Origin of the sequence: Pseudomonas sp. Sample_24 (assembly GCF_004307605.1) — a bacterium.
Taxonomy (GTDB): Bacteria; Pseudomonadota; Gammaproteobacteria; order Pseudomonadales; family Pseudomonadaceae; genus Aquipseudomonas.
Window position 1 is genome coordinate 49,086 of record NZ_RCNW01000344.1, and the last position, 22,446, is coordinate 71,531.

At 57.6% G+C, this 22,446-nt stretch carries 25 protein-coding genes; 13 read left to right on the top strand and 12 right to left on the bottom strand.

The window, feature by feature from the left end:
* The first annotated feature begins 1 nt into the window (after nucleotide 1).
* The 8 genes from D8V06_RS19330 (at nucleotide 2) to D8V06_RS19365 (ending at nucleotide 9,696) form a co-directional block, all read left to right on the top strand.
* Entirely contained in the window at nucleotides 2-1,084 is a 1,083-nt protein-coding gene (locus D8V06_RS19330) for a glycosyltransferase (RefSeq protein ID WP_056854402.1), read from the top strand.
* Entirely contained in the window at nucleotides 1,081-2,193 is a 1,113-nt protein-coding gene (locus D8V06_RS19335; RefSeq protein ID WP_130931577.1) for a glycosyltransferase, read from the top strand. Before D8V06_RS19330 ends, D8V06_RS19335 begins: the two co-directional genes overlap by 4 nt.
* Nucleotides 2,190-3,503, top strand: a complete 1,314-nt coding sequence (locus D8V06_RS19340) for an O-antigen ligase family protein (protein ID WP_130908264.1) — start codon at nucleotides 2,190-2,192, stop codon at nucleotides 3,501-3,503. Before D8V06_RS19335 ends, D8V06_RS19340 begins: the two co-directional genes overlap by 4 nt.
* Before the next feature lie 17 nt (nucleotides 3,504-3,520).
* Nucleotides 3,521-4,474, top strand: coding sequence for a glycosyltransferase family A protein (locus D8V06_RS19345; RefSeq protein WP_056854405.1), 954 nt, complete (start codon nucleotides 3,521-3,523; stop codon nucleotides 4,472-4,474).
* A gap of 13 nt (nucleotides 4,475-4,487) precedes the next feature.
* Nucleotides 4,488-5,906, top strand: a complete 1,419-nt coding sequence (locus D8V06_RS19350; RefSeq protein WP_056854406.1) for an oligosaccharide flippase family protein — start codon at nucleotides 4,488-4,490, stop codon at nucleotides 5,904-5,906.
* A 30-nt stretch (nucleotides 5,907-5,936) separates the two neighbouring features.
* On the top strand, nucleotides 5,937-6,992 hold the full coding sequence (gene galE, locus D8V06_RS19355; protein ID WP_056854407.1) for a UDP-glucose 4-epimerase GalE: 1,056 nt from the start codon (nucleotides 5,937-5,939) through the stop codon (nucleotides 6,990-6,992).
* The gene (locus D8V06_RS19360; RefSeq protein WP_241667848.1) at nucleotides 6,989-8,455 is read left to right on the top strand and encodes a family 16 glycosylhydrolase; all 1,467 of its coding nucleotides are present in this window, start codon (nucleotides 6,989-6,991) and stop codon (nucleotides 8,453-8,455) included. Before galE ends, D8V06_RS19360 begins: the two co-directional genes overlap by 4 nt.
* Before the next feature lie 194 nt (nucleotides 8,456-8,649).
* Nucleotides 8,650-9,696, top strand: a complete 1,047-nt coding sequence (locus tag D8V06_RS19365) for an acyltransferase (protein WP_130904944.1) — start codon at nucleotides 8,650-8,652, stop codon at nucleotides 9,694-9,696.
* 68 nt (nucleotides 9,697-9,764) lie between these two features.
* Here the strand turns inward: D8V06_RS19365 and D8V06_RS19370 are convergent, their stop codons facing one another.
* A complete protein-coding gene (locus D8V06_RS19370; protein ID WP_130904945.1) occupies nucleotides 9,765-10,073 on the bottom strand; it encodes a hypothetical protein in 309 nt (102 codons plus the stop codon).
* Between the two features lie 84 nt (nucleotides 10,074-10,157).
* Between D8V06_RS19370 and D8V06_RS30420 the strand changes: the two genes are divergently transcribed.
* Nucleotides 10,158-10,436 (top strand): hypothetical protein, encoded by a 279-nt coding sequence (locus D8V06_RS30420; RefSeq protein WP_177434453.1) that lies wholly within the window; start codon nucleotides 10,158-10,160, stop codon nucleotides 10,434-10,436.
* A 225-nt stretch (nucleotides 10,437-10,661) separates the two neighbouring features.
* Here the strand turns inward: D8V06_RS30420 and D8V06_RS30425 are convergent, their stop codons facing one another.
* The gene (locus D8V06_RS30425; protein WP_177434454.1) at nucleotides 10,662-10,820 is read right to left on the bottom strand and encodes a hypothetical protein; all 159 of its coding nucleotides are present in this window, start codon (nucleotides 10,818-10,820) and stop codon (nucleotides 10,662-10,664) included.
* 622 nt (nucleotides 10,821-11,442) lie between these two features.
* Between D8V06_RS30425 and D8V06_RS19380 the strand changes: the two genes are divergently transcribed.
* Entirely contained in the window at nucleotides 11,443-11,652 is a 210-nt protein-coding gene (locus tag D8V06_RS19380; RefSeq protein ID WP_130908267.1) for a hypothetical protein, read from the top strand.
* Between the two features lie 134 nt (nucleotides 11,653-11,786).
* Here D8V06_RS19380 and D8V06_RS19385 read toward each other — a convergent pair whose 3' ends face one another.
* Nucleotides 11,787-12,233, bottom strand: coding sequence for an EF-hand domain-containing protein (locus tag D8V06_RS19385; protein WP_130908268.1), 447 nt, complete (start codon nucleotides 12,231-12,233; stop codon nucleotides 11,787-11,789).
* 756 nt (nucleotides 12,234-12,989) lie between these two features.
* Here D8V06_RS19385 and D8V06_RS19390 point away from each other — a divergent pair.
* Both D8V06_RS19390 and D8V06_RS19395 read left to right on the top strand, forming a co-directional pair.
* A complete protein-coding gene (locus D8V06_RS19390) occupies nucleotides 12,990-13,358 on the top strand; it encodes a hypothetical protein (RefSeq protein WP_130931578.1) in 369 nt (122 codons plus the stop codon).
* A 23-nt stretch (nucleotides 13,359-13,381) separates the two neighbouring features.
* Nucleotides 13,382-14,089: an SOS response-associated peptidase family protein gene (locus D8V06_RS19395; protein WP_130931579.1), complete on the top strand. Its 708-nt coding sequence runs from the start codon at nucleotides 13,382-13,384 to the stop codon at nucleotides 14,087-14,089.
* On the opposite strand, the gene D8V06_RS19400 is transcribed toward D8V06_RS19395, so the two are convergent.
* A complete protein-coding gene (locus D8V06_RS19400; protein WP_130905279.1) occupies nucleotides 14,086-14,316 on the bottom strand; it encodes a hypothetical protein in 231 nt (76 codons plus the stop codon). The two genes, D8V06_RS19395 and D8V06_RS19400, sit on opposite strands and share 4 nt — an antisense overlap.
* A gap of 309 nt (nucleotides 14,317-14,625) precedes the next feature.
* Here D8V06_RS19400 and D8V06_RS19405 point away from each other — a divergent pair, with 309 nt between their 5' ends.
* Complete coding sequence (locus D8V06_RS19405; protein ID WP_130905280.1) at nucleotides 14,626-14,889, top strand: hypothetical protein; 264 nt, start codon at nucleotides 14,626-14,628, stop codon at nucleotides 14,887-14,889.
* Between the two features lie 33 nt (nucleotides 14,890-14,922).
* Here D8V06_RS19405 and D8V06_RS19410 read toward each other — a convergent pair whose 3' ends face one another.
* From D8V06_RS19410 to D8V06_RS19445, 8 genes are all read right to left on the bottom strand, one after another.
* Complete coding sequence (locus D8V06_RS19410; RefSeq protein ID WP_130931580.1) at nucleotides 14,923-15,435, bottom strand: lysis system i-spanin subunit Rz; 513 nt, start codon at nucleotides 15,433-15,435, stop codon at nucleotides 14,923-14,925.
* Nucleotides 15,432-15,857, bottom strand: a complete 426-nt coding sequence (locus D8V06_RS19415) for a cell wall hydrolase (RefSeq protein WP_130931581.1) — start codon at nucleotides 15,855-15,857, stop codon at nucleotides 15,432-15,434. The genes D8V06_RS19410 and D8V06_RS19415 overlap by 4 nt, the downstream gene beginning before the upstream one ends.
* Nucleotides 15,858-15,919: 62 nt before the next feature.
* Complete coding sequence (locus D8V06_RS19420; protein WP_130931582.1) at nucleotides 15,920-16,288, bottom strand: phage tail protein; 369 nt, start codon at nucleotides 16,286-16,288, stop codon at nucleotides 15,920-15,922.
* Complete coding sequence (locus D8V06_RS19425; RefSeq protein ID WP_130931583.1) at nucleotides 16,285-16,620, bottom strand: hypothetical protein; 336 nt, start codon at nucleotides 16,618-16,620, stop codon at nucleotides 16,285-16,287. Before D8V06_RS19425 ends, D8V06_RS19420 begins: the two co-directional genes overlap by 4 nt.
* A complete protein-coding gene (locus tag D8V06_RS30900) occupies nucleotides 16,620-17,840 on the bottom strand; it encodes a hypothetical protein (protein ID WP_241667849.1) in 1,221 nt (406 codons plus the stop codon). Before D8V06_RS30900 ends, D8V06_RS19425 begins: the two co-directional genes overlap by 1 nt.
* Nucleotides 17,841-17,863: 23 nt before the next feature.
* Nucleotides 17,864-18,523 carry a hypothetical protein gene (locus D8V06_RS19435; protein WP_130931584.1) on the bottom strand — a complete coding sequence of 220 codons (660 nt, stop codon included), beginning with the start codon at nucleotides 18,521-18,523 and terminating at the stop codon, nucleotides 17,864-17,866.
* Nucleotides 18,520-18,876 carry a hypothetical protein gene (locus tag D8V06_RS19440; RefSeq protein ID WP_130931585.1) on the bottom strand — a complete coding sequence of 119 codons (357 nt, stop codon included), beginning with the start codon at nucleotides 18,874-18,876 and terminating at the stop codon, nucleotides 18,520-18,522. The genes D8V06_RS19435 and D8V06_RS19440 overlap by 4 nt, the downstream gene beginning before the upstream one ends.
* 3 nt (nucleotides 18,877-18,879) lie before the next feature.
* Nucleotides 18,880-22,443 carry a phage tail protein gene (locus D8V06_RS19445; protein WP_130931586.1) on the bottom strand — a complete coding sequence of 1,188 codons (3,564 nt, stop codon included), beginning with the start codon at nucleotides 22,441-22,443 and terminating at the stop codon, nucleotides 18,880-18,882.
* Nucleotides 22,444-22,446: the final 3 nt, after the last annotated feature.

Consider the following 22,446-nt stretch of genomic DNA (forward strand, 5'->3'; position numbering starts at 1 on the left):
GATGCACATTCTGTTCATTCTCAAGGATTTCAGAGCGGGCGGCGGTATCGAGCGCGTCCAGCAACGCTTGTCCGAGCAGTTTCTCAAGGACGGCAACCGCGTGAGTTTTTTCGTCATGAACGGTGACACGCCGGACAGCGCGGGTGCGCAAACGCTCAACGGCGCTGGCGGCAACGGCATCGTCGGCCTGTTCAAGTCCATCGTGCTGTTGCGCCGGCTGATTCGCCGCGAGGGCATCACTCACCTCATTTCCGCCAAGGAGCAAGCCAACCTCTGCACCTGGTTCGCCACCCTCGGCCTTCCCTGCAAAGTCATCTATAGCCGCCACGCGGCACTCGATTGCACTGAACAGAAAACCGGCCCCTCCAGCCTGCGTCTGCTCTACGCGCTGTACCTCTGCGGCAGCGGCAAGGTGGTCACGGTTTCCACGGCCCTGCGCCAGTCCCTCATCGATCTGATGCCCTGGGGTCGGCAACGCATCCGTTATTGCCCCAACGCCGTAGTTACCGACCAACTGTTGCGAGCCTCACGGGCGCCGTTGCCCGTCGGGTTACCCGGCGACTATTGGTTGAGCGTGGGTCGCCTGGTGGAACCCAAAGGCTTTGATCTGTTGCTCGATGCCTATGCGCTGGCGCTGCGCAGTGAAGCCCTGCCGGATCTGGTGATCGCCGGTGACGGTCCCCTGCTCGATGCACTGACCACCCAGGCCAGCCGATTGGGCATCGCACATCGGGTGCATTTCAGCGGATTCCTGAGCAACCCCTATCCCCTGCTCAGGCACGCCCGGCTGTTCATTCTGAGCTCGGTACAGGAAGGCATGCCGACTGTGCTGATTGAAGCACTGGCGTTGGGTACGCCGGTATTGGCATGTGATTGCGAAACCGGGCCCAGGGAACTGCTGGACAACGGCCGGCTGGGTCAATTGGTCAATGCCAACGACGTACCCGCCCTGGCGAAGGGAATGCTCAACAGCCTGGTTTCACCGACTGGCGTTGCGCCAAGCGCAAAAATGCTCGCCGACGCCATTCAACCGTACACCAGCCAGTACGCCGCGAAAACGTACTACCAGGTATGGAACCAATGAAAAAATTGCTGATTATCCTGCACGACCTCAGCGCTGGCGGGGCGGAAAAAATGATGGCGCGCCTGGCCAGTGCACTGGTGGACGCCGGCAATGATGTGACCTTGCTGATGCTCACCGGTGGCGGCCTGCATGCGGCGCACCTCGACCCGCGAGTAAAGAAAGTCGAATTGCGAAGCCCACGCACTGCGCGTGCAGTGCCGGCGCTCGCGCGGTTTCTGCGGGCCAATCGCTTCGACGCGCAACTGGCGGCCCTGACTCACGTCAACGTGGTGGCCATCCTCGCCGCATTGCTGTCGGGGACTTTGACACGGCTGCATGTCAGCGAGCGCAACGCGTTTTCCCATGACAAACACGTCAACCCCGACTTCATGGTGCGGCTGGCATACCTGGTGGCACCGTTGTTGTACCGGCTGATTCCCAACCCGGTGATCTGCGTCTCGCGAGGTGTCGCCCAGGATCTGGTCAACACCACCATTGCGCGCCGCCAGGACGTGACCATTGCCGACAACCCGGTCCTTGACGACGACTTTCGCAACAAGCGGCCGGCGCAGCCAAGCCACCGTTGGCTCCAGGACAAGCCCGGGCCGGTGATTGTCGCCGTAGGGCGCCTGGCGCCGCAAAAAGGCTTCGACACCTTGATCAACGCGTTCGCCTCGTTGCCGGACGCCAACACTCGCCTGATCATTTTTGGTGAGGGCGCACTCAGGGACTCGTTGCAAGACCTGGCCCGAACACTGGGCGTGGCGGATCGAGTCGATCTGCCGGGCTATGCCAGTGATCCCATGGCAGAAGTGGCCGCCGCCGACTGCTTTGTGCTGTCGTCGCGTTTCGAGGGCAGTCCCAACGCGCTGGTCGAGGCCTTGTCCACCGGCACACCGGTGGTGTCGACCCGCTGTCCCCACGGCCCGCAAGACATTCTTATCGGTGGCCTCGTCGCGCCACTGGTGGCGGTCGACGACCCGCTCGCCCTGGCGCAAGCGATCACCCTGCAACTCTCGACACCGCGAGATCTACAGCGCCAGTCCCGCATCGATGCCGCTGCGCGCTTCATGAACGGCTGCGCGGTAGAAACCTACCTCGCCGCGTTACTGCGGAGACCATCGCCATGAGTACCCTGGAGATCAGATATTCCACGCTACGCGATGCCTTCACCCTGTTCGGTGTGCTGTTTTACATCCAGGTGATCACGTTTGTTCTCAGCCTGGGTGGCGCAGCCAGTTTCGGTGATATCAGCAAAGACCTCGAAGGCAACGTCGCCAACCAGATCTGCGGCCTCATCACACTGTTGGTGCCGTTGTATTTCTTCATCCGCAACAAGGTGTTCCTGAGCAAAACCTTTTACCGCAGCAACTTCTTTCTGCTGGTGTTCATATTCTGTGTCATTGCCTCGATCAGTTGGTCCAGCGACCCGATGCTGAGTTTCAAGCGCTTTATCGCGCTGCTCAGCGTGGTGTTCTTTGCCGGTTTCATTGCCTATAACTACCCGCTTGAAAAAATCAATTTCATGCTGGGCTGTGCCATCGGCGTGGCGGCGTTTATCGGTTTGATACTCGCCGTGATCATGCCTGACGTCGCGTTCCTGTCCGGCGGCATCCGTGACGGTGCATTCAAGGGGATTTTCGCCGAAAAGAACGCCGGGGCGCGGCTCAACGCAATCGCCATCCTGTTGTTGCTGCCGATGATCCGCCAACGCAATCGCTGGGCACTCTTCTGTGCGTTTTTTTCACTGGTCGCCATCCTGCTCGCCCAATCGGCAACGGGCGTGGCACTGATCCTTTCCGGGACGCTGAGCTACTGGTATTTCCTCACCCTGATCCGGCTGCACATCAACCGCTCGCAGTGGCTGTTCTTCTTTTGCACGCTGGCGTTCCTGCTGGTGTGCCTGTTTCTCTACAACAACCTTTCGTGGCTGCTGGAGTTGGCCGGTCGTGACCCCTCACTCACTGACCGCACGTTGATCTGGGAGCTGCTCGCGCCGTTTGTCGATGAGCAATGGCTCAAGGGATACGGCTTCGGCGCCTTCTGGGCCAGCCCCGACGCCGATGGTTTCATCCGTCGCTGGGGTTACATCGGCAACGCCCATAGCGGCTACATGGAAACTCTGCTCAACGGCGGCGCTATTCAGTTGACTGCGCTGGCGTTGCTGCTGGGCGAAGCCCTGTTTAAACAGTACCGCGCCGTAACGGCGAACCAGGCTGCCAGGTTTCGCGCCAGCGCCCTGGTGATCATCGGTTTGTTCATCGTCACCAACTATGTGGCCTACGTGATACCCAATTACCGCTCTGCCGAGTTTTTGGTGTTCTGCACGTTGGCCCTGTCCTTCCGGCAACACCACGTCACATTCCCCGAATTATCACCGACAACCCTGGGCCAGCATTCGACTGGTCGGGGATTCCCGCGCGATTCAGCCAAGGCGTAACAAAAGGAGAATCACCCGTGCCCAATCAAGCCTCCCCTTCACCGCAAACAGTGTGCGTCGTGATCCCGATGTACAACGGCGCCGCAAGCATTGAGCAAACGCTGTCATCGCTGGCCGAGCAAACCCGGCTGCCCGATCACGTCATCGTCGTCGACGACGGTTCTACGGATGACGGCCCCCAGCGGGTCAGAGACTTCGTCGCGCCGTTTCGCCTGACACTGTTGCAGCAGGCCAACGAAGGCCAGGCCAGTGCTCGTAATCACGGGATGCGCCACTCTCAGGAAACCTTTGTCGCGATGCTCGACGCCGACGATCAATTTCGCCCGCAAAAGCTGGAGTTACAACTGGCCCTGTATGACGAACTCACGCGTCAGGGTCGGCAGGTGGGGTTGATCGACTGCTACACGCAGGTCAATTACAGCGACGGCAGGCGGCAACTGGACAACGTGCGCAAGAGCGGCAGGCATTTCTACGATTTCATCCACGCCAACGTCGTCAATGGCGTATCCACCGCGTTGGTCAAACGCGACGTGATCATGCAACTGGGTGGCTTCGATGCCAGCCTGCGTTACTCCGAAGACCGTTACATGTGGACGCGGATCGCCGAACATTGGGAGATCCACACGGTGCCGCAAATTCTGCTGGAGCGCACGGTCAACGCCGGCAACATGACCGCGCAACCGAAAAAGTACTACCAGAACAAGATCAGGTTCATCGAGGTGTACCTCGCCCGCTATGGCGCGCAGCTCAGCAAACAGCAACGGATCGATTTCGTGCTGGGTAACCACACTGACTTTCTCAATGCGTTTTCCCGACGCGACGAGCATGCCGAAGTGATCGATGTGTACCGACGAATGCTCGAGTGCTCCTGGCAAGCGCTGATCTTCCACAACGGCAAACCGACCTTGCGCTACCTCTATGCCCGCGCCAAAACCTTGCGCAAGGCAACGGCGTCAACCACCGCTCATTGAACCGGTACCCGCCATGGCTAATCATCGTCTGGTGACATTGACCTGGATCTTTACCGAGAAATTCGGCCTGATCTTCCTGTCGATGATTACCTTTGTCGCCTATGCCAGGCTGCTGTCGCCCGCAGAGTTGGGGGTGGGCACCGTCATCATTGCCATCGTCGAGTTGATCGGGCTGGTGTATTCGTCGGTTCTGGAAGACCCGCTGGTACGGCTCGAACGGCTGGAAGACAAACACATCAGCACGGCGTTCTGGGCCTCGGTCCTCGTCAGCCTGGTGTCGATCGTCGTCATCTCGGTCGCGGTGATGCTGTACACGCCCGACCCGCTGCTGCGATGGTTGACGGCGGTGGCTTCGGTGAAAATCCTTTTCACCATGATGGCGCGTGTCTATGTCGCGCAAATGCGCCGCAGCGGCGACTTCAAGACACTGGCGTCGCGCACGTTGCTGGGCAAGGTGGTAGGCGGTGTCGGCGGCATCGCTGTGGCGCTCTGGGGACTGGGTGCCTGGGCGGTCGTTGCCCAGGCGCTGCTCATGGAGTTCGTGTCCATCATCGTTTTGATGCGCGCAGATCCGCGGCGCATTGCCTTTTACATTGACCGTCCTTTCTTGCGCGAACTGTTGAAAGCCGGCGCACCGGTTGCCATCAACGCACTGAGTTCACAAACGCTGCAGCGCGGGGTCAACGTGGTGCTTGGGATGACGGCCGGCGTGAACGCGGTCGGCATGTTCAACATGGCGATGCGCATCATCGAACTGCCACGCACTGCGATTTATAACGGTCTGTTGAGCTATGCATTGCCGGCGTTCGCCCGGCGCAGCGCAGAACCCCTGCGATTGCTCGGGATCCTGGGTGACTCAACCGCCGTCAGCGGCTTTCTGTTGACGCCCTTGTTCATTGGCCTCGCGCTGACGGCAAACGACCTCATCCTGTTGATATTCGGTGCCAAGTGGGCTGAAGCCATTCCCCTGCTGCAAGTGCTGGCCTGCACGGCGGCCATCGGTAACACCGCCATGTACGCCACCACCGCACTGGTGGCGGTCAACCGCAGCCACCTCACGATCAAAGCCGAAGTGGCAACCACTGTACTGGCGCTGGCGCTGGTCTACGGCTTCGGCACCTTTTATGGCGGTATGGCCGCGGCGCTCGCGCTGCTGACGCGGATGTTGATCATCACACCGTTGCAAATCCGTGGACTCAACGCAGCTATCGGTTACGGCTGGCGCCGGTACTTCGACTCCAATTACCGCAGCGTGATTGCCTCACTCGTCATGGCCGCAACCGTCTTGTACGTGTCACCGCAGCTGGGTTTGCAAGGCTACCTACACCTGGTCTGCAACATTGTGGTGGGTGCGCTGAGCTATGCCGTGGCGTATAGCGTCATGCACCCGCGCTGGCCACAGGAATTCAAATCGGTTTTCACCACCCGCTGAACTCAGTCACTGAGACAGGAAGACCTCACCATGCGCAAAACTACGTTGATTACTGGCGGCGCCGGCTACATCGGCTCTCATACCGCTTTGGCGCTTATCAATGCCGGACACAAAGTGCTGGTGCTCGACAACCTGTGCAACAGCTGCCGTGAGTGCATTGCGCGCCTTGAGCAACTGACCCTGACCCGGGTTGATTTCATCAATGGCGACATCCGTGATACGGCCCTGCTGGACACCATCTTCAACCGCTACGACATTGATGCCGTGGTGCATTTTGCCAGCCTCAAATCCGTAGAAGAAAGCGTGCGCAAGCCGCTGGACTACTACGCCAACAATGTCGCCGGCACGCTTGAACTGTGCCGGGCAATGGCTCGCAATAACGTATTCCAGCTGGTGTTCAGCTCTTCGGCCACGGTTTATGGCGAGCCCACACGCACACCAATTGCCGAAGATTTCGGCACCGGCAAACCGGTCAATCCCTATGGCCGTACCAAGCTCATGATCGAAGAGTTGCTCACCGATCTGTGCCACTCCGACCCACGCTGGAGCATCGGCCTGCTGCGCTATTTCAATCCGATTGGCGCTCACGAAAGCGCGATGATCGGCGAAGACCCCAGAGGCCGCCCCAATAACCTGTTGCCGTGCCTGACGCAGGTCGCGATTGGCCGCACCCCCGAACTCACGGTGTACGGCAACGATTACCCGACCGTGGATGGCACCTGCGTGCGCGACTACATCCACGTGGTCGACCTTGCCATCGGCCACCTCAAGGCACTTCAGGTATTGCAGCACACCCGCGGCATCGATTTCTGGAACCTGGGCACTGGCATTGGCTATAGCGTGCTGCAGATCATCCACAGTTTCGAAGACATCACCGGCATCAGCATTCCTTATCGCTTCGCACCGCGACGCGAAGGTGACATCGCGCAAATGTGGGCCGATCCGAGCAAGGCAGCACGTGAATTGGGATGGAGCGCGCAACGTGGCCTGGAACAAATGATCATCGATACCTGGCGGTGGCAGTCGTGTAATCCGCAGGGGTATCAATCTTCGTTCGAAACCCCGTCGCTGGTTGCAGTCAAATGATGTTCAGGGGTTGTCTGCTGCTGGTACTGCTGTGGGTTTCGCTGGCTTGCACCGCCGCACAATCGCCCCCCACCACCGGGCTGGTGCTGTGGCTGGACGGCGCCGATGCGAACACGCTGACCCTGGGCGCGCAGGACAGTGTCCAGCGCTGGAACGACAAATCCGGAAAATCCCATCACGCCACAGTCGATGATGGCGCCTCCAAGCCACAGCGCATGGCAAACGCTCTCAATGGCCATTCGGTGGTGCGTTTCAGTGGCGTGTCGGGGTTTCTGGGAAAAACCATCCGCAGCGCCAAAGGCCCGGTCACGGTATTGATCGTTTCCCGCCGATTGGCCGAACAAGCCGAGGTTGATCCCTGGCAACGCTTGTTCAGCTCACGCCCGCAAAGCACCGACAACGATAACGTGTTGCCGAATTTCGCCATCAGCCTGCAACAGACCACGGCGTATGCGCCGACCGTATCCGTCCTGGAGCTTTACGATGTGCCGATTGGCCCCTATGCCGTCGGGCGCAATGCCATTGGCAATTCTGAAAACTTTCGCGGCGACATCGCGGAAGTGTTGGTGTACGACCGTGCGTTTGCCTCCCTCGCAGAACGCCAGCATGCATTTCAGTACCTGGCGGATAAATGGTCGGTTGCCATTCCGAAATCAGCCAATACATGGACCCGCGTCGGACCACTGGGCCCACTGCCGAACCGGGTCAACGCCAATCTGCCGCTGTCCGATCAGGCCAATACCGGTAAGTGGATTCTCAACAGCAAACTGTCCGACGACTTCAATGGCAGCACCCTCGATCGCCAACGCTGGCACGTCAACAATGCCATCGGCAACGAGTCGCTGGGACGCAAACCCGCGTTGTTCACGCCGAACAATGCATCCGTCAACAACGGCAACCTGAACATTGTCTTCCGCAAGGAAACCTTGCCGCAGAAGTACGTCCAGCTCGGCTTCAAGGACTACACCTCCGCCATGGTCCGAACCATTGAAAAGGGCTTCTACGGATACTATGAAGCCCGCGCCAAACCCATGAATTCTGCGGGTTCCAGCGCATTCTGGCTGGCGTGGACGGGCATGGAGGACAACGCCACCGAAATCGACATCTTCGAAATCGGCGGCAAAACCAAAAACGCGGCGCTCGACCGCTCGTACAACATGAATGCCCACGTGTGGGCTACACCGCAAAGCAAGGAGCACTTGGCCGACGGCAGCACCTGGATCAGTCCATGGCGCCTGGCGGACGACTTCCATGTCTACGGTTTCGACTGGCAGCCCGACACCCTGCGTTGGTACGTCGATGGTGTACTGGTCAGGGAATCAAAGAACACCCATTTTTACTTCCCGATGGAGGTGATCTTCGACAGCGAAGCCATGTGGAAATGGTTTGGTGTAGTCGACGATGCCGACCTGCCTTCCACCTTCGAAGTCGACTATTTCCGCCTGTGGCAACGCAATCGATAGCGTCACACAAAGGCCGAGGTGCCCTCGGTCTTATTGCTTCGGATCCGCTTCACTTCCCGCACGTTGTAACTGCGTGCCCACTTCAATTGAAGTCCCGAGGCGCTACTGCCGCCATAGCGTACGCCCTGGGTAAAATTTCAATCGGCAGGGAGGTCAGTATTCATTTCGCGCTAACAAGTATGGAGCGCATATACATGATCAAGCGACGATTAAACGAACTGGATTTGCTGCGTTTCCTTGCTGCCATCGCTGTAGTGTTTTTTCACTATGCGTTTCGCGGCTATGCCAAAGGCGACATGTCTACCATGCCCTACCCGCTATTGGCTGAGCCCGCCAAATACGGTTATTTGGGCGTTGAACTGTTTTTCATGATCAGTGGGTTTGTCATTCTGATGACCGCTTCGAGCAATAATCTGAGAGCGTTTTTTATCTCCCGCGTCGTCCGCCTCTGCCCGGCTTTCTGGGTGTGCTGCACGATCACCTTTGCAATCACCCTTGCCATTGGACAGCCCAGATATAGCGCTGATTTTTATCAATACATCATCAACATGGCATTCCTGAGCGAGCTGATGGGAGTTCCACAAATCGACGGCGTGTACTGGTCACTATTTGTAGAGATTCAATTCTATATAATGATTTCCATCCTGTTGGCCTTCAAGAAAATAGAAAAAATAGAGACCTACCTCGTGTTCTGGCTGCTGATATCTGCCACTGCCGAACTTCTCGCTTTTGAAAAGCTGCGCTCGATACTGATTACTGATTACGCTGCCTATTTCATAGCAGGCGCAACCTTCTACATCATATGGGCCAAGGGCATCACGAAAACACGGGTTTTCCTGCTGGCGGGTGCGCTGGCATTAGCCAACTACACGGCAATTGTCTGGGCCGAATTGCTCGAATCAAAATACGCAACCGAATACAACCCGCTGATCGTATGCAGCGTCATCGGTCTGTTCTTCATCACGTTTATCTTGATCTCAACCAACAAAACGGGAGCTATAGCGACATACAACTGGACCGCATTGGGCGCGCTGACCTACCCGCTTTACCTGCTGCATCAAATGATCGGATTCATGATCTTCAACATTGCCTATCCGGCTGTGAACTCACACATATTGCTTTGGGGCACCATCGTCTTGATGCTGGGTGCGTCTTACGCCATCAACAAACTCATAGAAATCCCCATGGCCAGGTCCATTAAAAAATTCCTTTCGTTATCTTTCATACGTGTCTGGGGATGATTGGCTGGCCAATGTAGCGACATAAAAAAGCCCGCGATTAGCGGGCAGTCGGAATGCTTCAAACTTGTTCAGGCGCCCGATTCAGGATCACTTGCCGGCACGCCGCGCTGCTCTTTTTCGCCTTCGCCCAATTCGTTCATCTGTGGGTCGGCATCAGGATCATCGGCGCGACTGTTGGTGCCAGATTGCGGGTGCTCACTCGATACCGAGTTAGTTGCATCCACATCCGCCATATCTTCATCCACAGGCGATTCATCGTCCGGCGGTAACCGCACTTCATACTGGTTCCAGCTCGGATCATGGCCCGCTTCGTTATCCGTTGTGCGTGTTTCGCGCTGCTGCGATTTGTTGCCGGGTGCATTCTCGTCGATTTCCATGGTGACTCTCCGCTCTCATGCTCGGTAAATCCGCGCTTAAACGTAAGAAAGTCACACCATGGACGAGTGCCCGGCATTGGACGAATGGCAAAAACGAAGCACCCGACCCCGCCCTCGCCTGCATGGTTCGGCTCATCTATTCAGCATTTGGACTCAAGCGACTTTAAGCGCTTCGCCACGCACCCGCCCATCAGCCATGAGCTGCAGATACTCACGCCACTTCTGGAAAGCTTGCTGCTGCCTGCTGGAAGCTTCCAGCCACAAAGCGCCACCGATGTGCTCGACCGGGATGGACATCATCTGCGAAATCGCGAGATCAAGCTCATTAGCGAGCTCACGCCCATTCGGCAAATCGAGGATTAGTGGTCGCATAGAAACCTGTCTTTTTTTTGGGCTACTTCAATGACTTGCGAAACGGTTGATCGTGCGTAGGCTCCGACGAACGGTAGTCAGTATCTATATCCAGCTCCAGTCACCACGAAGTTGCGAAAACTCCCGCCAATAAAAAACCCCGGCGGCTGCCAGGGTTTGATTCGATGCAATGTAGGCCCTTGCGGATGGACGGGCCTTCTGGCTATTGAATCCGTCTCAGTCGTCCTGATCTATCTGATCAAGAAAATCAACGTCATCATCTTCTTCGTCAACAATTGCCTGAGCGTCCTCTTCACCCCATGACTCGTCATCATGGAATTCATGATCGAGCAGGTGGTCGTGCTCGGGCTCTGGGATATCTCGTTCTTCGCTCATGACTTACCGAAAAAAAATTGAAAGAACTACTACAAGGCCTACGGTGAAAACATCAGGTACTTTTATTCCCCTTTGCCCATCCACAAACCATTAAGACCAGACCTGGAATCCACAAGCCAGGCGCCGCAATAGCGGCACCAATAGCCGCCAAAGGTATTCCTGCCAAAAACAGCGGGTTACGCAACGCCCTTTCCATCGCCACATCTCCATGGAACCCATATGATTAAACCACAAGCCTGCCGGTGAACGGCTGGCGAGAAATTGAATATCAGGGAAATCAACGGGTAGTTTTGCGCGGGTTTTGCGCAGACACAAAAAAGCCGATCTAGAAGATCGGCTTAGGTGTCTGATTTTACTCAGGAATAATGGTCGGGACGGAGTGATTCGAACACTCGACCCCTAGCACCCCATGCTTGAAAATGGGCACGAGGCCCAGCATTTATTGGCTCTTCTTCTGGCGCTCGCTGCAAACGGTGCCTTACAGAGATGAACAGGAAAGAGCGAATCCCCGAAAAAGTCCCCACACCCTTTTTTGGGTCCATCCACGGCGTTCTGCCGACTTTCTATCCTCCACCGCTCTTGATCCAGGCTGCTACGCTGAAGACTCCATTGAGGATTCGCGATGCCAAATTCTGACTTACTCCCTTCACTGCTGTTCAAGCTCAACGAAAACCAACTCGCCCTTGAAGCCGCCATCATGGAGCTTTCCAACTGGGTCGAGCTGCGCGGGTCAGCTGACGTGGCTGAGAATATCCGTGGTGCACTCGTCGCCATAGACCGCAACGAGGAATTCATCAAGATGACGCTCGCAGTAATGATGGCACCAGAGTGACCGTGGTCAGACAATGCCGCGTCTGCACCAAGCAGTGCCGAAGCTGACGATTTACCTGGAAAGCAATCGCGCACATCAATCCGAAATGCTCATTAATGCCCCTGCGATGGCAAGGGCATATGGTCCGAGAGTTGTTACTCTTTTACTGAAAAGAGGCCTGTTGGCAATTCTCGGCCGTTTTCGTTGTAGGCCGCCTTCACACTGAGGTATGACTCCATTTCATCAATATAGCCATCCTTATTCGTGTCCTTTTTTGCAAACACCGCTTGCTTCCCAGGCGCAGCAACGAGGAACTCAGCTAGTGAAATTCGTGCATCTTTGTCAGTGTCAATAGAGTTGAAGATTGCATCTCCGCATTGACCTTCACCGCACTTACCTTCACTTGCCTTGGCTTGTTTCTTGACTTGGGACTCTCCACATTTTCCTTCCCCGCACTTGCCCTCTGCACTGACCTGAGCCGCGGCAAGCGTGTAACCCTGCGGCATGGGTTCTGCGGCAAACACCGCTCCGGCCAGAACGATTCCAGCCAGGGAGACACCCGCTACGCAAATGTTCTTTTTACGAGTCGTTGTTACAGTCATTGCATTTTCTCCCGGCAGCGCGGTTCAGCTGCCCTGTGATACAGCTATTTAGTAACTACGTGCGGCTAATCGCACAGCAGGTCATTCCAAAATTGTTTTTTTGGAAGCGGTATCTCAACCCCAATCTATGTCTGCGATATGTCAAACACGCCAATGTTTGTATGGTCGTGTAGATATCGACGCATTAGATACAATCGAACACAATAAAAGCGCATACGACATACATGATCGAGGTTTCTTTACCTCGTGCGGGGCAAATACTGGTTCCGTTGAGCTGAAATGCGCTGTAGGGGAAGCAACTCATCTGCGGCCGACTTTCTCATCACGAGGTCCTATCGTGCCCTGCCGAATTCCAATGGTGGAAGAGGTAATCAACGAACGAGCGGTTCACCGCACCGCCAAATACAAACCAATAGCGCTCAATGCCCACCCGAAGCCAAGAACTCCAACAATCATCGTGATACCAAGAAGCAGAGGATGTTTCCACAAGGGGTCTATCTCCTAACACCGTCATCATCAATAAACTCCGTAGGTGGTTCAGAGCATTTTTCAGGCCACATAAATAAACCAATTCTAGGGGCTTGTTTCATCGCAACGAATAGCCATTTTTCAGGTCGCTAACTTTCTAAGGCGCGAGGAAAAAAATACCCAGAACCGGGGGGCTCCCCCCAACCTAGTCGTCTCGTCGCCTACCCCTCGCGGAAATATCGCCCCTCGATTACTGTATATACAAACAGTATCGGTAAGGTTTTTTTTGTGGACCCCTACGAAATCGAAGACACCAGCGACTGGCTTGGCTGCCCAACTGAGCTTGAGACGTGCCGTCATTTTTTGCGCATGTATGAAAACGAAGTCCAGGAACTGACCCTCCAGCTCCGTAAGTCGCGCAGGGACATCTTTAACCTGGTGCAGATGCACGCTGAGGTATCCGAGGAGCGCGATCGACTGCGGAGCGAACTGAACCGGGCGCTCACCTCTGCGTCAGATGCCAATAGAAGGGTCACGGATATCGAGACGAAGACCAACTGGGAGCTGATGGCCAACGCCAAGGTAATCAGCGAGCTCCACGCAAAGCTGCGTGAGCTGACCGGCGTGGATCCGTTCACCCAAATTGAGAAAAGCTGATTGCCCATTCCAGGATCCGACCTATGTGTGGACGACTCTCCCAATACAGCGGCATCCACGATTTCGTCGCGGCGTTGAGCATGCCCAACCCATTGGTGAACAACACCGGCGAATTGCCGTTTCAACGCTACAACGCTGCGCCGAGTACGCAACTCGCCCTCTTCCACCAGGAAGGCGACTACTTGCACGCCGACATGGTGCGCTGGGGATGGCGGCCGCATTGGGCCAAGGATCGTGCCGCGCCGATTAATGCCAGGGTCGAAAAGGTCGCCCACGGTCCGTTCTTCCGGGCGATCTGGCCACACCGGGCGATAATCGCGATCAACAACTGGTTTGAGTGGGTGGACGAAGGCGGACCGAAAAAGCAGCCCTACCTCATTCGCCGACGGGACCGAGCGCCGATCCTGTGTGCTGCAATCGGCCAATATCCAAATCCGGAGCATGAGCCGAGCGAACACGATGGCTTCGTCATCATCACCGCTGACAGCGCTGGTGGCATGGTGGATATCCATGACCGTCGTCCCGTGACGTTATCGCCGGAACTGGCCAGAGAATGGTTGGATCCTTCCACACCCAAGGAACGCGCCGAGCAAATGGTATTGCTGCAGGGTGAGCCCACTGAGGCGTTCGAGTGGTTCAAGGTGGATCGGGCCATCGGCAACGTACGGAACCAAGGTCGAGACCTGATCCAACCAGTGGAAGGCGAATCAGAAGGGAACACTTTGTTTTAGGTAGAGGCCAGGGACTTGAGTCGATCTTCCAGCGCCGTTTCAAATATGATGTAAAGCCGCTCTGCATCACCTGCACGCAAGGCTCCCACCGTCTCCATGCCCAAGACAAAACCCTCGGCACGGGCGCCGGCCTTAACAGCAACGATCATCGACTCAGCTCGTTTGATTTGTGCAAGGAGGCGATCAGCTTCACGCCGCGGCTTGGGGCCGAGTACGACATCTTCCACTCACCGCCTCCCCCTTTATCTGCACTACGACATCCAATACATCACCAGGACGACCACTGCCACCCACCCCAAGGTGAGCAGGAACGAGAGTCCGGCAAGTTGCTTATCCATGGCCGATGCCTCATCCCCCTGTCGAAGAATCATGGGGCAACCTGACACCGGTGACAAGAATGGCGGCATGCCATCACTGAGCAAGCTGTTAACGCTCATCCCGAGCCGACGCTAAACATCTAATGACAACGGCCGATAGCACTGGAAACGCCTCATATTCGAGGCTTATCCCGATTGACAGCTACAAAGGCAAAGCTGATGAACAACATTTACCTTCTCATTGAGCATGGCCAGGACCAAGGCGAAGTGTACGTCCTCGGATGGTTCGACAACGAAAAGACAGCAAAAGATGTGGCCGAGGAAAAGGAGTGGGAGGAGTATCGCGCCAGCATGAAAGCCGAGCACTCGTGGTCAAATCACAAGCCGTTGTCGCCAGACCAAACAAAATACCGTCGTTTTTGGATCAAAGAGATTTCTAAGTTTGATCGCGTGCCAGTTCCTAGGTCTTCGGCTGTTCATTGAGCCTCTGCTGGAACTTCAAAGCAGGATGCCAGTTTAGCGGGGAGTGCTGATCTCCCGCACATAGGCCTGGCACGCAGCCAGCGCGATCAGTCCCCGGTCGCCTTCAACGGTGATGGCGATAATTCGTTGAGCATGCGCTGGGTCAAGTTCGGCTCGAACGGCTCCATGAACCAAGCCGACGGCGCCGGCGGCGGCAGGCACTGAACAGCCACCGGCTGAACCATGGGCGAGGACGACTGACAGCCGCAGATCAGAAGTAGCAAGACGATCGCGCAGGCGAGCCTGATCTTTTTGGGCATTGGTTAAAGTCTCGTGGTGGGATTGGGCGCTGGCCGCCAGGCGCTGCTCGAGCACCAGGCGTTTGTCCTGCTCGGTTTTCTGTGCCGCAGCGCCGACCATGGCCAGTTGATTGAGGGTGTCGGTGTGTAGTCGCGATTGCTCGGCCAGTTGCGCGCCGTACCGCCAGCACTGAATCTGCCAAGCACAGATGGCGCCCAGCAGAACAAGCGCCGGCGCGCCGACCACCCTCAACGCCACCGGGCTCATGGCACATCCTTGAAGAACACATGACCGCCCAACTTCAGCGTCTGCTTTGCCTTCGCGGCCCATGCCGGCGGCGTCTTCATGGCGATCGCGTAATAGTGCGTGGAGCCGCCGGTTGGATCTGGCACCTTTCCATCAATCACCCGGTCAGCGGCAATCCGCGCTTGTGCCAGTTCGCGGAAAGGGATCTGCTTCACGCCAATCAGAAATTGATAGTTCGGGTCAGTCTTGTTCCAGCAGCTGAACTGGTATGGCTTCTGGCACACACCGGCATAACCCTCCCCCCACCACGACTTGGTCTTGCTGTCGTCCACACGGTTGCGAATAGTCCAAGCCACGGCGATCTGCCCCGCCAATGATTCCCCGCGAGCTTCACCCCACAGCGTGCGGGCTAGTATGTTGCGGTCCTTTTCAGTTACAGGCATCACTTTTCTCCAGGCAAAAAAATACCCGCTCGATGGCGGGTGGTCGGTGACGCTTGTGCGGTTTAAGCGTCCGGTGCTTGCAGCGCTTCAGGATCGGCGGCAATCACAGGGATGGCTGGGATGGTCGGCCACGCCGGTGATGCATGCCAGCCCGGTTGCTTGGTGACTTTGCCCAAGGCGAATTTATAGGCCTTCCAAGCGGCCAGGCTGGCCATCAGCGCCGCCTGTTCAGCTTCGTCCTCTTCTGTCGCCTCTCCGGCATCAATGCCGTACCCGATCGTCTCGATTCGATCTTGGATGCGCGCAATCTGTGTAACGGCCTGGGTGTTGCGCCCTGCAAGTTCAGCCTTCATCAACGCTAGGTGCTCGGCATCGGCAGCGGCTTCTTTCATTTCACGGGTTACCAGCTGCGTCCAGTCGATGTTGATCATTCTGCAACCTCCTGCTGCGGTTCCGGATCAGGGAGCGGTCGTGGCAATGCTACGGGACCGTCAGGAACATTGCTCAGCAATTGCGGAGTGGCTTGCTCCGGGCTGTAGTTGGCCGGTACAGGGTAAAGAAGTGACAACTTGATCACCCCCTCTTCTTTGGTGATCTGACCCAGAGAAAACCATTTCGAATGGACTGCTGTGCCGGGTAAGGAGTCCCCATCCTGCAACGGCGACAGATCGAACTGCTCGCCATTGATGAACAGGCTAACGCCCCGTTTCACCAGATCGAATGGTTCATTGTCCAGGCGCTGGCCGTATACCGTGATATCCATTACTTCCACCTCCCGACAGCCAGAACTGAAATGATGATGCTTCCCGTAACCAGCGCGGAGTGATACGCCGCCCATGTGCCCCAGGTCGAAGCCGTGCCGAACAATTGTTGGCCTGCCCAACCGCCGCCGCTCGCAGAGGAAATGCCGAACCCAAACATCTCGTAATCACCGACAAAAGGCACAGCAAAAGGCCCCATATCGAAGTTCACGCTTTTGAACACGTTCCCGTTCGCCGCAGTACCGCCACCGATGGTGACTTGTTTGCGATTCAGCAGGGACCCATCGGCGCGCTTCTCGTAATAGCAACTGTTGATGTAGCCGCTTTCGAGAATCGCGCCATTCGGAACACCTGCAGAGTCGGAAACAGTGCCGACGATGTTCGATTTCTTGTACGCATCGGTAAGTCCGAGCGCGCTCAACAGCGCCGTGAGCGAGGTAACACCGGTGCCGCCCTGGGCAACGCTCAGAAATGTCTGGCCAGTTGGATACAGGCAGAAGTAATCGTCAGGAGCCCAGACTCCCGCGCTCTTCCGGCGAAGTGCGACCATCGAAGCCGTTCGGTTGACGATGATTTGGCTTTGATGATTCGCGGTCCAGGTCATCGCAATACCGCTCGAACCTGCGGCGAACGGCACAGTGGTGCTGCCCAATGCCCACGGAATGTTCAAGGCGCCTGTATTGATGCCGAACTTCTGACTGACCGCGATTGCGTTCAGGTCGGTAGGATTGTCGGATGACAAGGCGCCCCAGCCCCATGCGCCGTTGAGCATTACCCGGCCAGCAGTTGAATCGGTGAGGCTGGTTTGGATATTCACCACCGCTGCGGTGCCAAGACCTAGCCCTGTCCGCGCATCGACCTGGTTGGCGCCACCCGTACCACCCTTTTCAACCGGCAACACTTCGTAGTTGCCAGTGGTTCCGAGTGCCGCGAGCTTTGCGCCGTAGGTGTTCACCAGAGTTCGAAGTGCATCTGCCGAATCTTTGACGTAGCCCTGCATGGGCGCAATGGCGTACGAACCAGCTGCGGCGGTCGCCCCCTTATAGGTCGGCGAGATCGCCATCGCCGTATCACTGGCGATGTTGGTGATTTCATACCAACCGCCGTCCGGGCCGCGAAACGCATCGCCCACCCGACCATTGGACAGAAAAGCGGTCCCCGTGCCGATGACGGCATTGGAATTCAAGGTGACAGAGACCGTTCCTGATTTGTACCAAGGCATTGGTTATCTCCAGAAGAATGTGATCAGGCCAGTAACTTGGCGCAGAGGAATGGCCGGTGGCCTTGATCGGTCCAGGCGTTGGTGGCGAGGCTGTACATCCTGATCTGGCCATTGGCGTAATCCACGCCCAAGGCGCAACCACCGCCGGATGAGGCGTTATGGCAGTTCATGGCAAACGGGTTCAGCGAGATGTATTCCCCTGAACCGAGCAGTTTGTTGATCGCCCAGATGTAGCGCCGACCTACGGTCAGCACCTCGTCACCGATATAAACCCAGTTGCCTGCGGCGTAGGTCACCACAATAGCCGGCGCGCCGCTGTCGTAAACCAGAGCTCCAGTCGGCCCCCACAAACGCATGCCGTATGCTGCGGTGCCCATCGACGCCCAGGCCGCGACGAAATACTGTCCACTGAGGGTGGCGGTAACGTTCGAGGCTTTCATCGTGAAACCGGTCCAGTTCCCAGGACCACCGGTGAACCAGACGGAGATCGGAACCTGCATCACTCCGGCATCCGGCCGGATAAACACAATCGGCGGATCCAGGCTCGTAATGGGTCTGGCGAAAACCCCGGAGGCGTCCGTAGTGCCGGCGTAACTCCCTCTCGTCAGCATGCACAGCCGGGGCAACTCCGAGTCGATCTGAACAAAGGCATTGTCGTTGATGCTCTGAAATCCATAGCTCATGTGGCGAACCTTATCGCGTAGCCCTTGGCGACGATCCGTGTCTGGCCAACGGATGCGCCGGCTGAAGGGTTTTTCGGCAGGACTGTCACAACCCCAGCACCGGTAGTGACATAGGGGTATGACTTGGTATTGCCCAGGCTGTCGTTTTCCGCTGTTTGCACGTCCTGTGCTCTCGTCGGAATGATCATGAATACGCAGTTGGCCGGGTTGAAGCCCGGGATACTGATCGTGTAGCTGGGCACGGCTCCGCTGAAATCGATCACGCCCTGCCATAGCACCTGGTAGGTGAAGCTGTTGGTGTCCATGGCGAGCTGACCGCTCTCGTTGAAGACACGCAGGCCAAATAGAGCCATGTATTACCCCAGATAGCCGAGACGGACACGCAGTACGTTGTTGGCGTCGTACACAGACACGTTCAGCGAGTTGATCACCAGCCGCCCCTGACCTGGGACGATGCCGTTGATCTCTAACGTTCCGTCTTTGTTTAGAATCCAGCCTTGCTGGCCGGCAATGTAGTTGGTGGAGCTGATGTAGCTGCCGATCTTGGCATTGGTGATGGTGCCGTCTTGGATGAACGCTGAGTTCATGAAGACCTGGCCACCCTGCACTGCAAACGGCACTGAGATAGCGCCGCCGGCGATGGTGTTGACGATGGCAAACCGGTCCGCGCTGACCAGGAACTGGCTCTGTAGCGTGCCGCCAACGTTCTCGATTCCGAGCCCGATCCCGGCAGCGACGTACTGCCCGCCGGCGGTGAGCTGCATCTTCACCGACCACATCGTCGACAACTTGCCCGCCGTATCGGCATAGGCCGTGGCCGTCTCCTGAATGGCTGCGCTGTTCTCGCCGACCTTCACGTTCACCTGGGTAATCGCCGTGGCCGTGGCCTCTTTGTCGGTGGCCACGGTCTGCCGCAGGTCGGTGACCGCTGCCTGGTTCTCGCCCACGATTGAAGTCAGAGTCTCCGTCTTCTGTGCAATCGCCAGATTTTCCGACGCCCTGACCTTCTCTTCGCTCGCGATCGCTGCGGTGCTGCTCCAGCCCTTTAGCGCATCCGCCAGGTCTCCCTCCCCGTTGTCATCACGGTAAGCAGCGCTCAGCGCCCGAAAGGCTGTGGCCTGCGCTGTGAGTTCACCATCGAGCTCACTGATATCAGCCGTGTTGAAGGCGACCTGCAGCGCCAGCCCGTTTGCCGTCTCGATCGACTTGCCGATGTCCAGCCAGTAGGCCGGGTTCGGCGGCGGTGTGTTTATAGGCACAGCCCCAGTCGCTTGGTATAGCCGCTGACCCATGCGAACAATGTCTTCATCGACATAGGTCTTCTCCGGGTCGTACAACAGGATGTCGTCAAGGGCGTCGATCTGTTCCTGCAGGCCGGGGATCTTGTCGATTTCGTCGAGGATGTCCTGGCCCAGTTCGGTGCGGCCAATCTGCCCGGCGATCATTTCCAGAATCGGCGCAGCCTCAGAACTCGACCGCCCCTGCACGCCGAGCCCCACCGGATACCACGGACCGATGTTGCCGATTCGGTCGACCAGGCGCGCCCAGAAGTAAAAGGTCACGCCAGCAGCCAGGCCGAGCATCGAGAAATCGCTTTGCGGGTATGACAGGTCCGTTAACTTGGTCGCGGCCTCGAGGCTGATCGACGGGCCATACCAGATTTCCGTGCGCTGGGTATCCTCCGCGCCCGCCGGGAAGCCCCATTTCAGATAGATGCCGAACAACAGCGGCGAGGCTGTGAGGTACGACACCGCCGGCGGCAGCCCCTGCTTACCGCTGAGATGAGTCAGGATCGAGTTGCGCCACGGCGAAGTGATGTCGAACGCACTCACTGCGCGGACGCGGGCCACGTAGGCGCCGGCGTAAATGCCGACAACGTCCACGCTGGTCATGCCGGTGCGCTGCAGCTTGATCCAGTTGCCGCTGTCCTTGCGCCACTCCACGTCATAACCCACCGCGCCATTAACGACGGACCAGCTGATGGTCATGGTTGCCACGGCCAGACCTTGAGACACTGCCGAAGTCGAAACAACGGTCACGCTGGTAGGAGCCGGCACCACGGTGATAGGAATTACGCTGATTGGCCGCTCTTCCAACCGTGCACCGGTGTCGATGAAAGCGAATTTGCTCGGCTCATACTGCAGCGCGCTGATTTCGAAATCGCCCTCTACCGTGCGCTTGGTTCGCAGCACCCGATACAGTGGGATCGCCAGATCATCCGCGTCCAGCGCCCACTGCAATTGGGCAACCGGTGGCTCACTGTATGCCACGGTCACGGTGACAGCCCGACCATTCACACTCTGAACGGTCCGACCTTCGGCGCGGCCGCCGGGCAGGTTGATGATCAGGCGATCACCAGCCTTGGCTTGCGTGTCGCGGTCGAGCGTAATCACCCGCCCTACCGCCGCCGAGATCCGGCCGCCGACTTCACGACCGGCAAGCAGTGAGTCGGCCACCGGGATGATATGCCCTGGTAAAGGGATAACTCCCTCCATTCCGGTCTTGAATGAAACAGTGCGGTCCTGGTTGTTGCTCAAAATCGCCCACTTCCCGCGGCGCTGGGCCTCCGATGCACGGGTGCAGCCTATGGCGCTCAGTTCAGTGGGACGGTCGCCGTACCGGCGCTGCAGGTCCAGGTCGGCAAACGGAATGACATCCGTGTCGTAGTTGTTCGCCGGATTGTCATAACTGACCAGCGCCCGGGTGTACCGGGTCTTCGCCGACGCACTGCCGTAGGAGAATTTGCCGTCGATAACGTTGGACCGGGTGAATACGTAGTCGAAGTCCTGCGCGCGTGGCATGTCCGCCTGCATCACCAGTTGGCCCTGAGCCCAGTAAGTCATGCCCCGGTAGATTGCCGAGATATCGCGCAGCAGGGACCAGGCATCGGCCTTGCCCTGCAGGTTCATGTCACAGAGAAAGCGCGGCTCAACGCCGGCGAGCCCATTCGGCACCAACTGGTCGCAGTACTGAGCGATTCGATACAACTCCCACTTGTCGACCATGAACGGTTTGATGCGCTTGCCCAGGCCGAACCGGTCTTCGGTGCACACCCCGTAGGTGATCCACGCAGGGTTATTGGTCCAGGCCGACTTCATCGAACCATCCCAAGCCCCGGTGTAGGTGCGCAGGATCGGGTCGTAGTTGCTCGGCACCATCCAGCGCCGCGCCCTGCACTTCACGGTGACGGCAGGAATGTTGGTGAACTGCTCGGCATCGAATTCGATATAGAGCAACGCAGTGTTCGGGTAGCGCAGCTTAGCGTCGATCACTTCGGTGTAACCGGCCACCAGCATGGTGTCGGCGATCTTGTTGCTGTTCTGGTTCGGCGTCAGGCGGCGGACGCGGATCTGCCAGCCCGTGGTGGCGTCCGGCAGATCGATGCGGCGGGAGCGCTCGTAACGTGTGGTCGTCTTGCCGTCGACGGCGTCGACCAGCACCTGCTGATAAGCGCCGCCATCGGTGGCCACGTCGATTGCATACTCAATGCGGTAACCGACGACATTGCCCTCGTCATCTGAACGTTGTAACGCCGGCCATGCCAGACGAATGCGTGCTGCCGAGAGCTGGGTGTTGGTGATCGAGCGCACCCATGGCGCATCGCTACGCAGCTCGATGTTCAACGAAGTTTCGTTCTCGACCGACGGGATGCCTGGTACATAGGTCTGATCCACCGAGCCCGGCCGCCAGTCCCACTTCACGTTCGGGAAGTTGTAGTTGCCGCTGGCATCGCGGATCGGCGTGTTGTCTAGGTAGATGTCGTAATCGGTCGGGACGCTGTCGAACTCACCCTCGCCCACGGCGATCAGCAACTTGGCCAAGTTTGTCGAGCGCAGGCTGTCGCTGGCTTCGGTCGGCGACTTCGGCTTACTGCTGCCGCCCTTCTCGCCGTGGATATCGATCTGTGCTGCTGCGCCCATGCT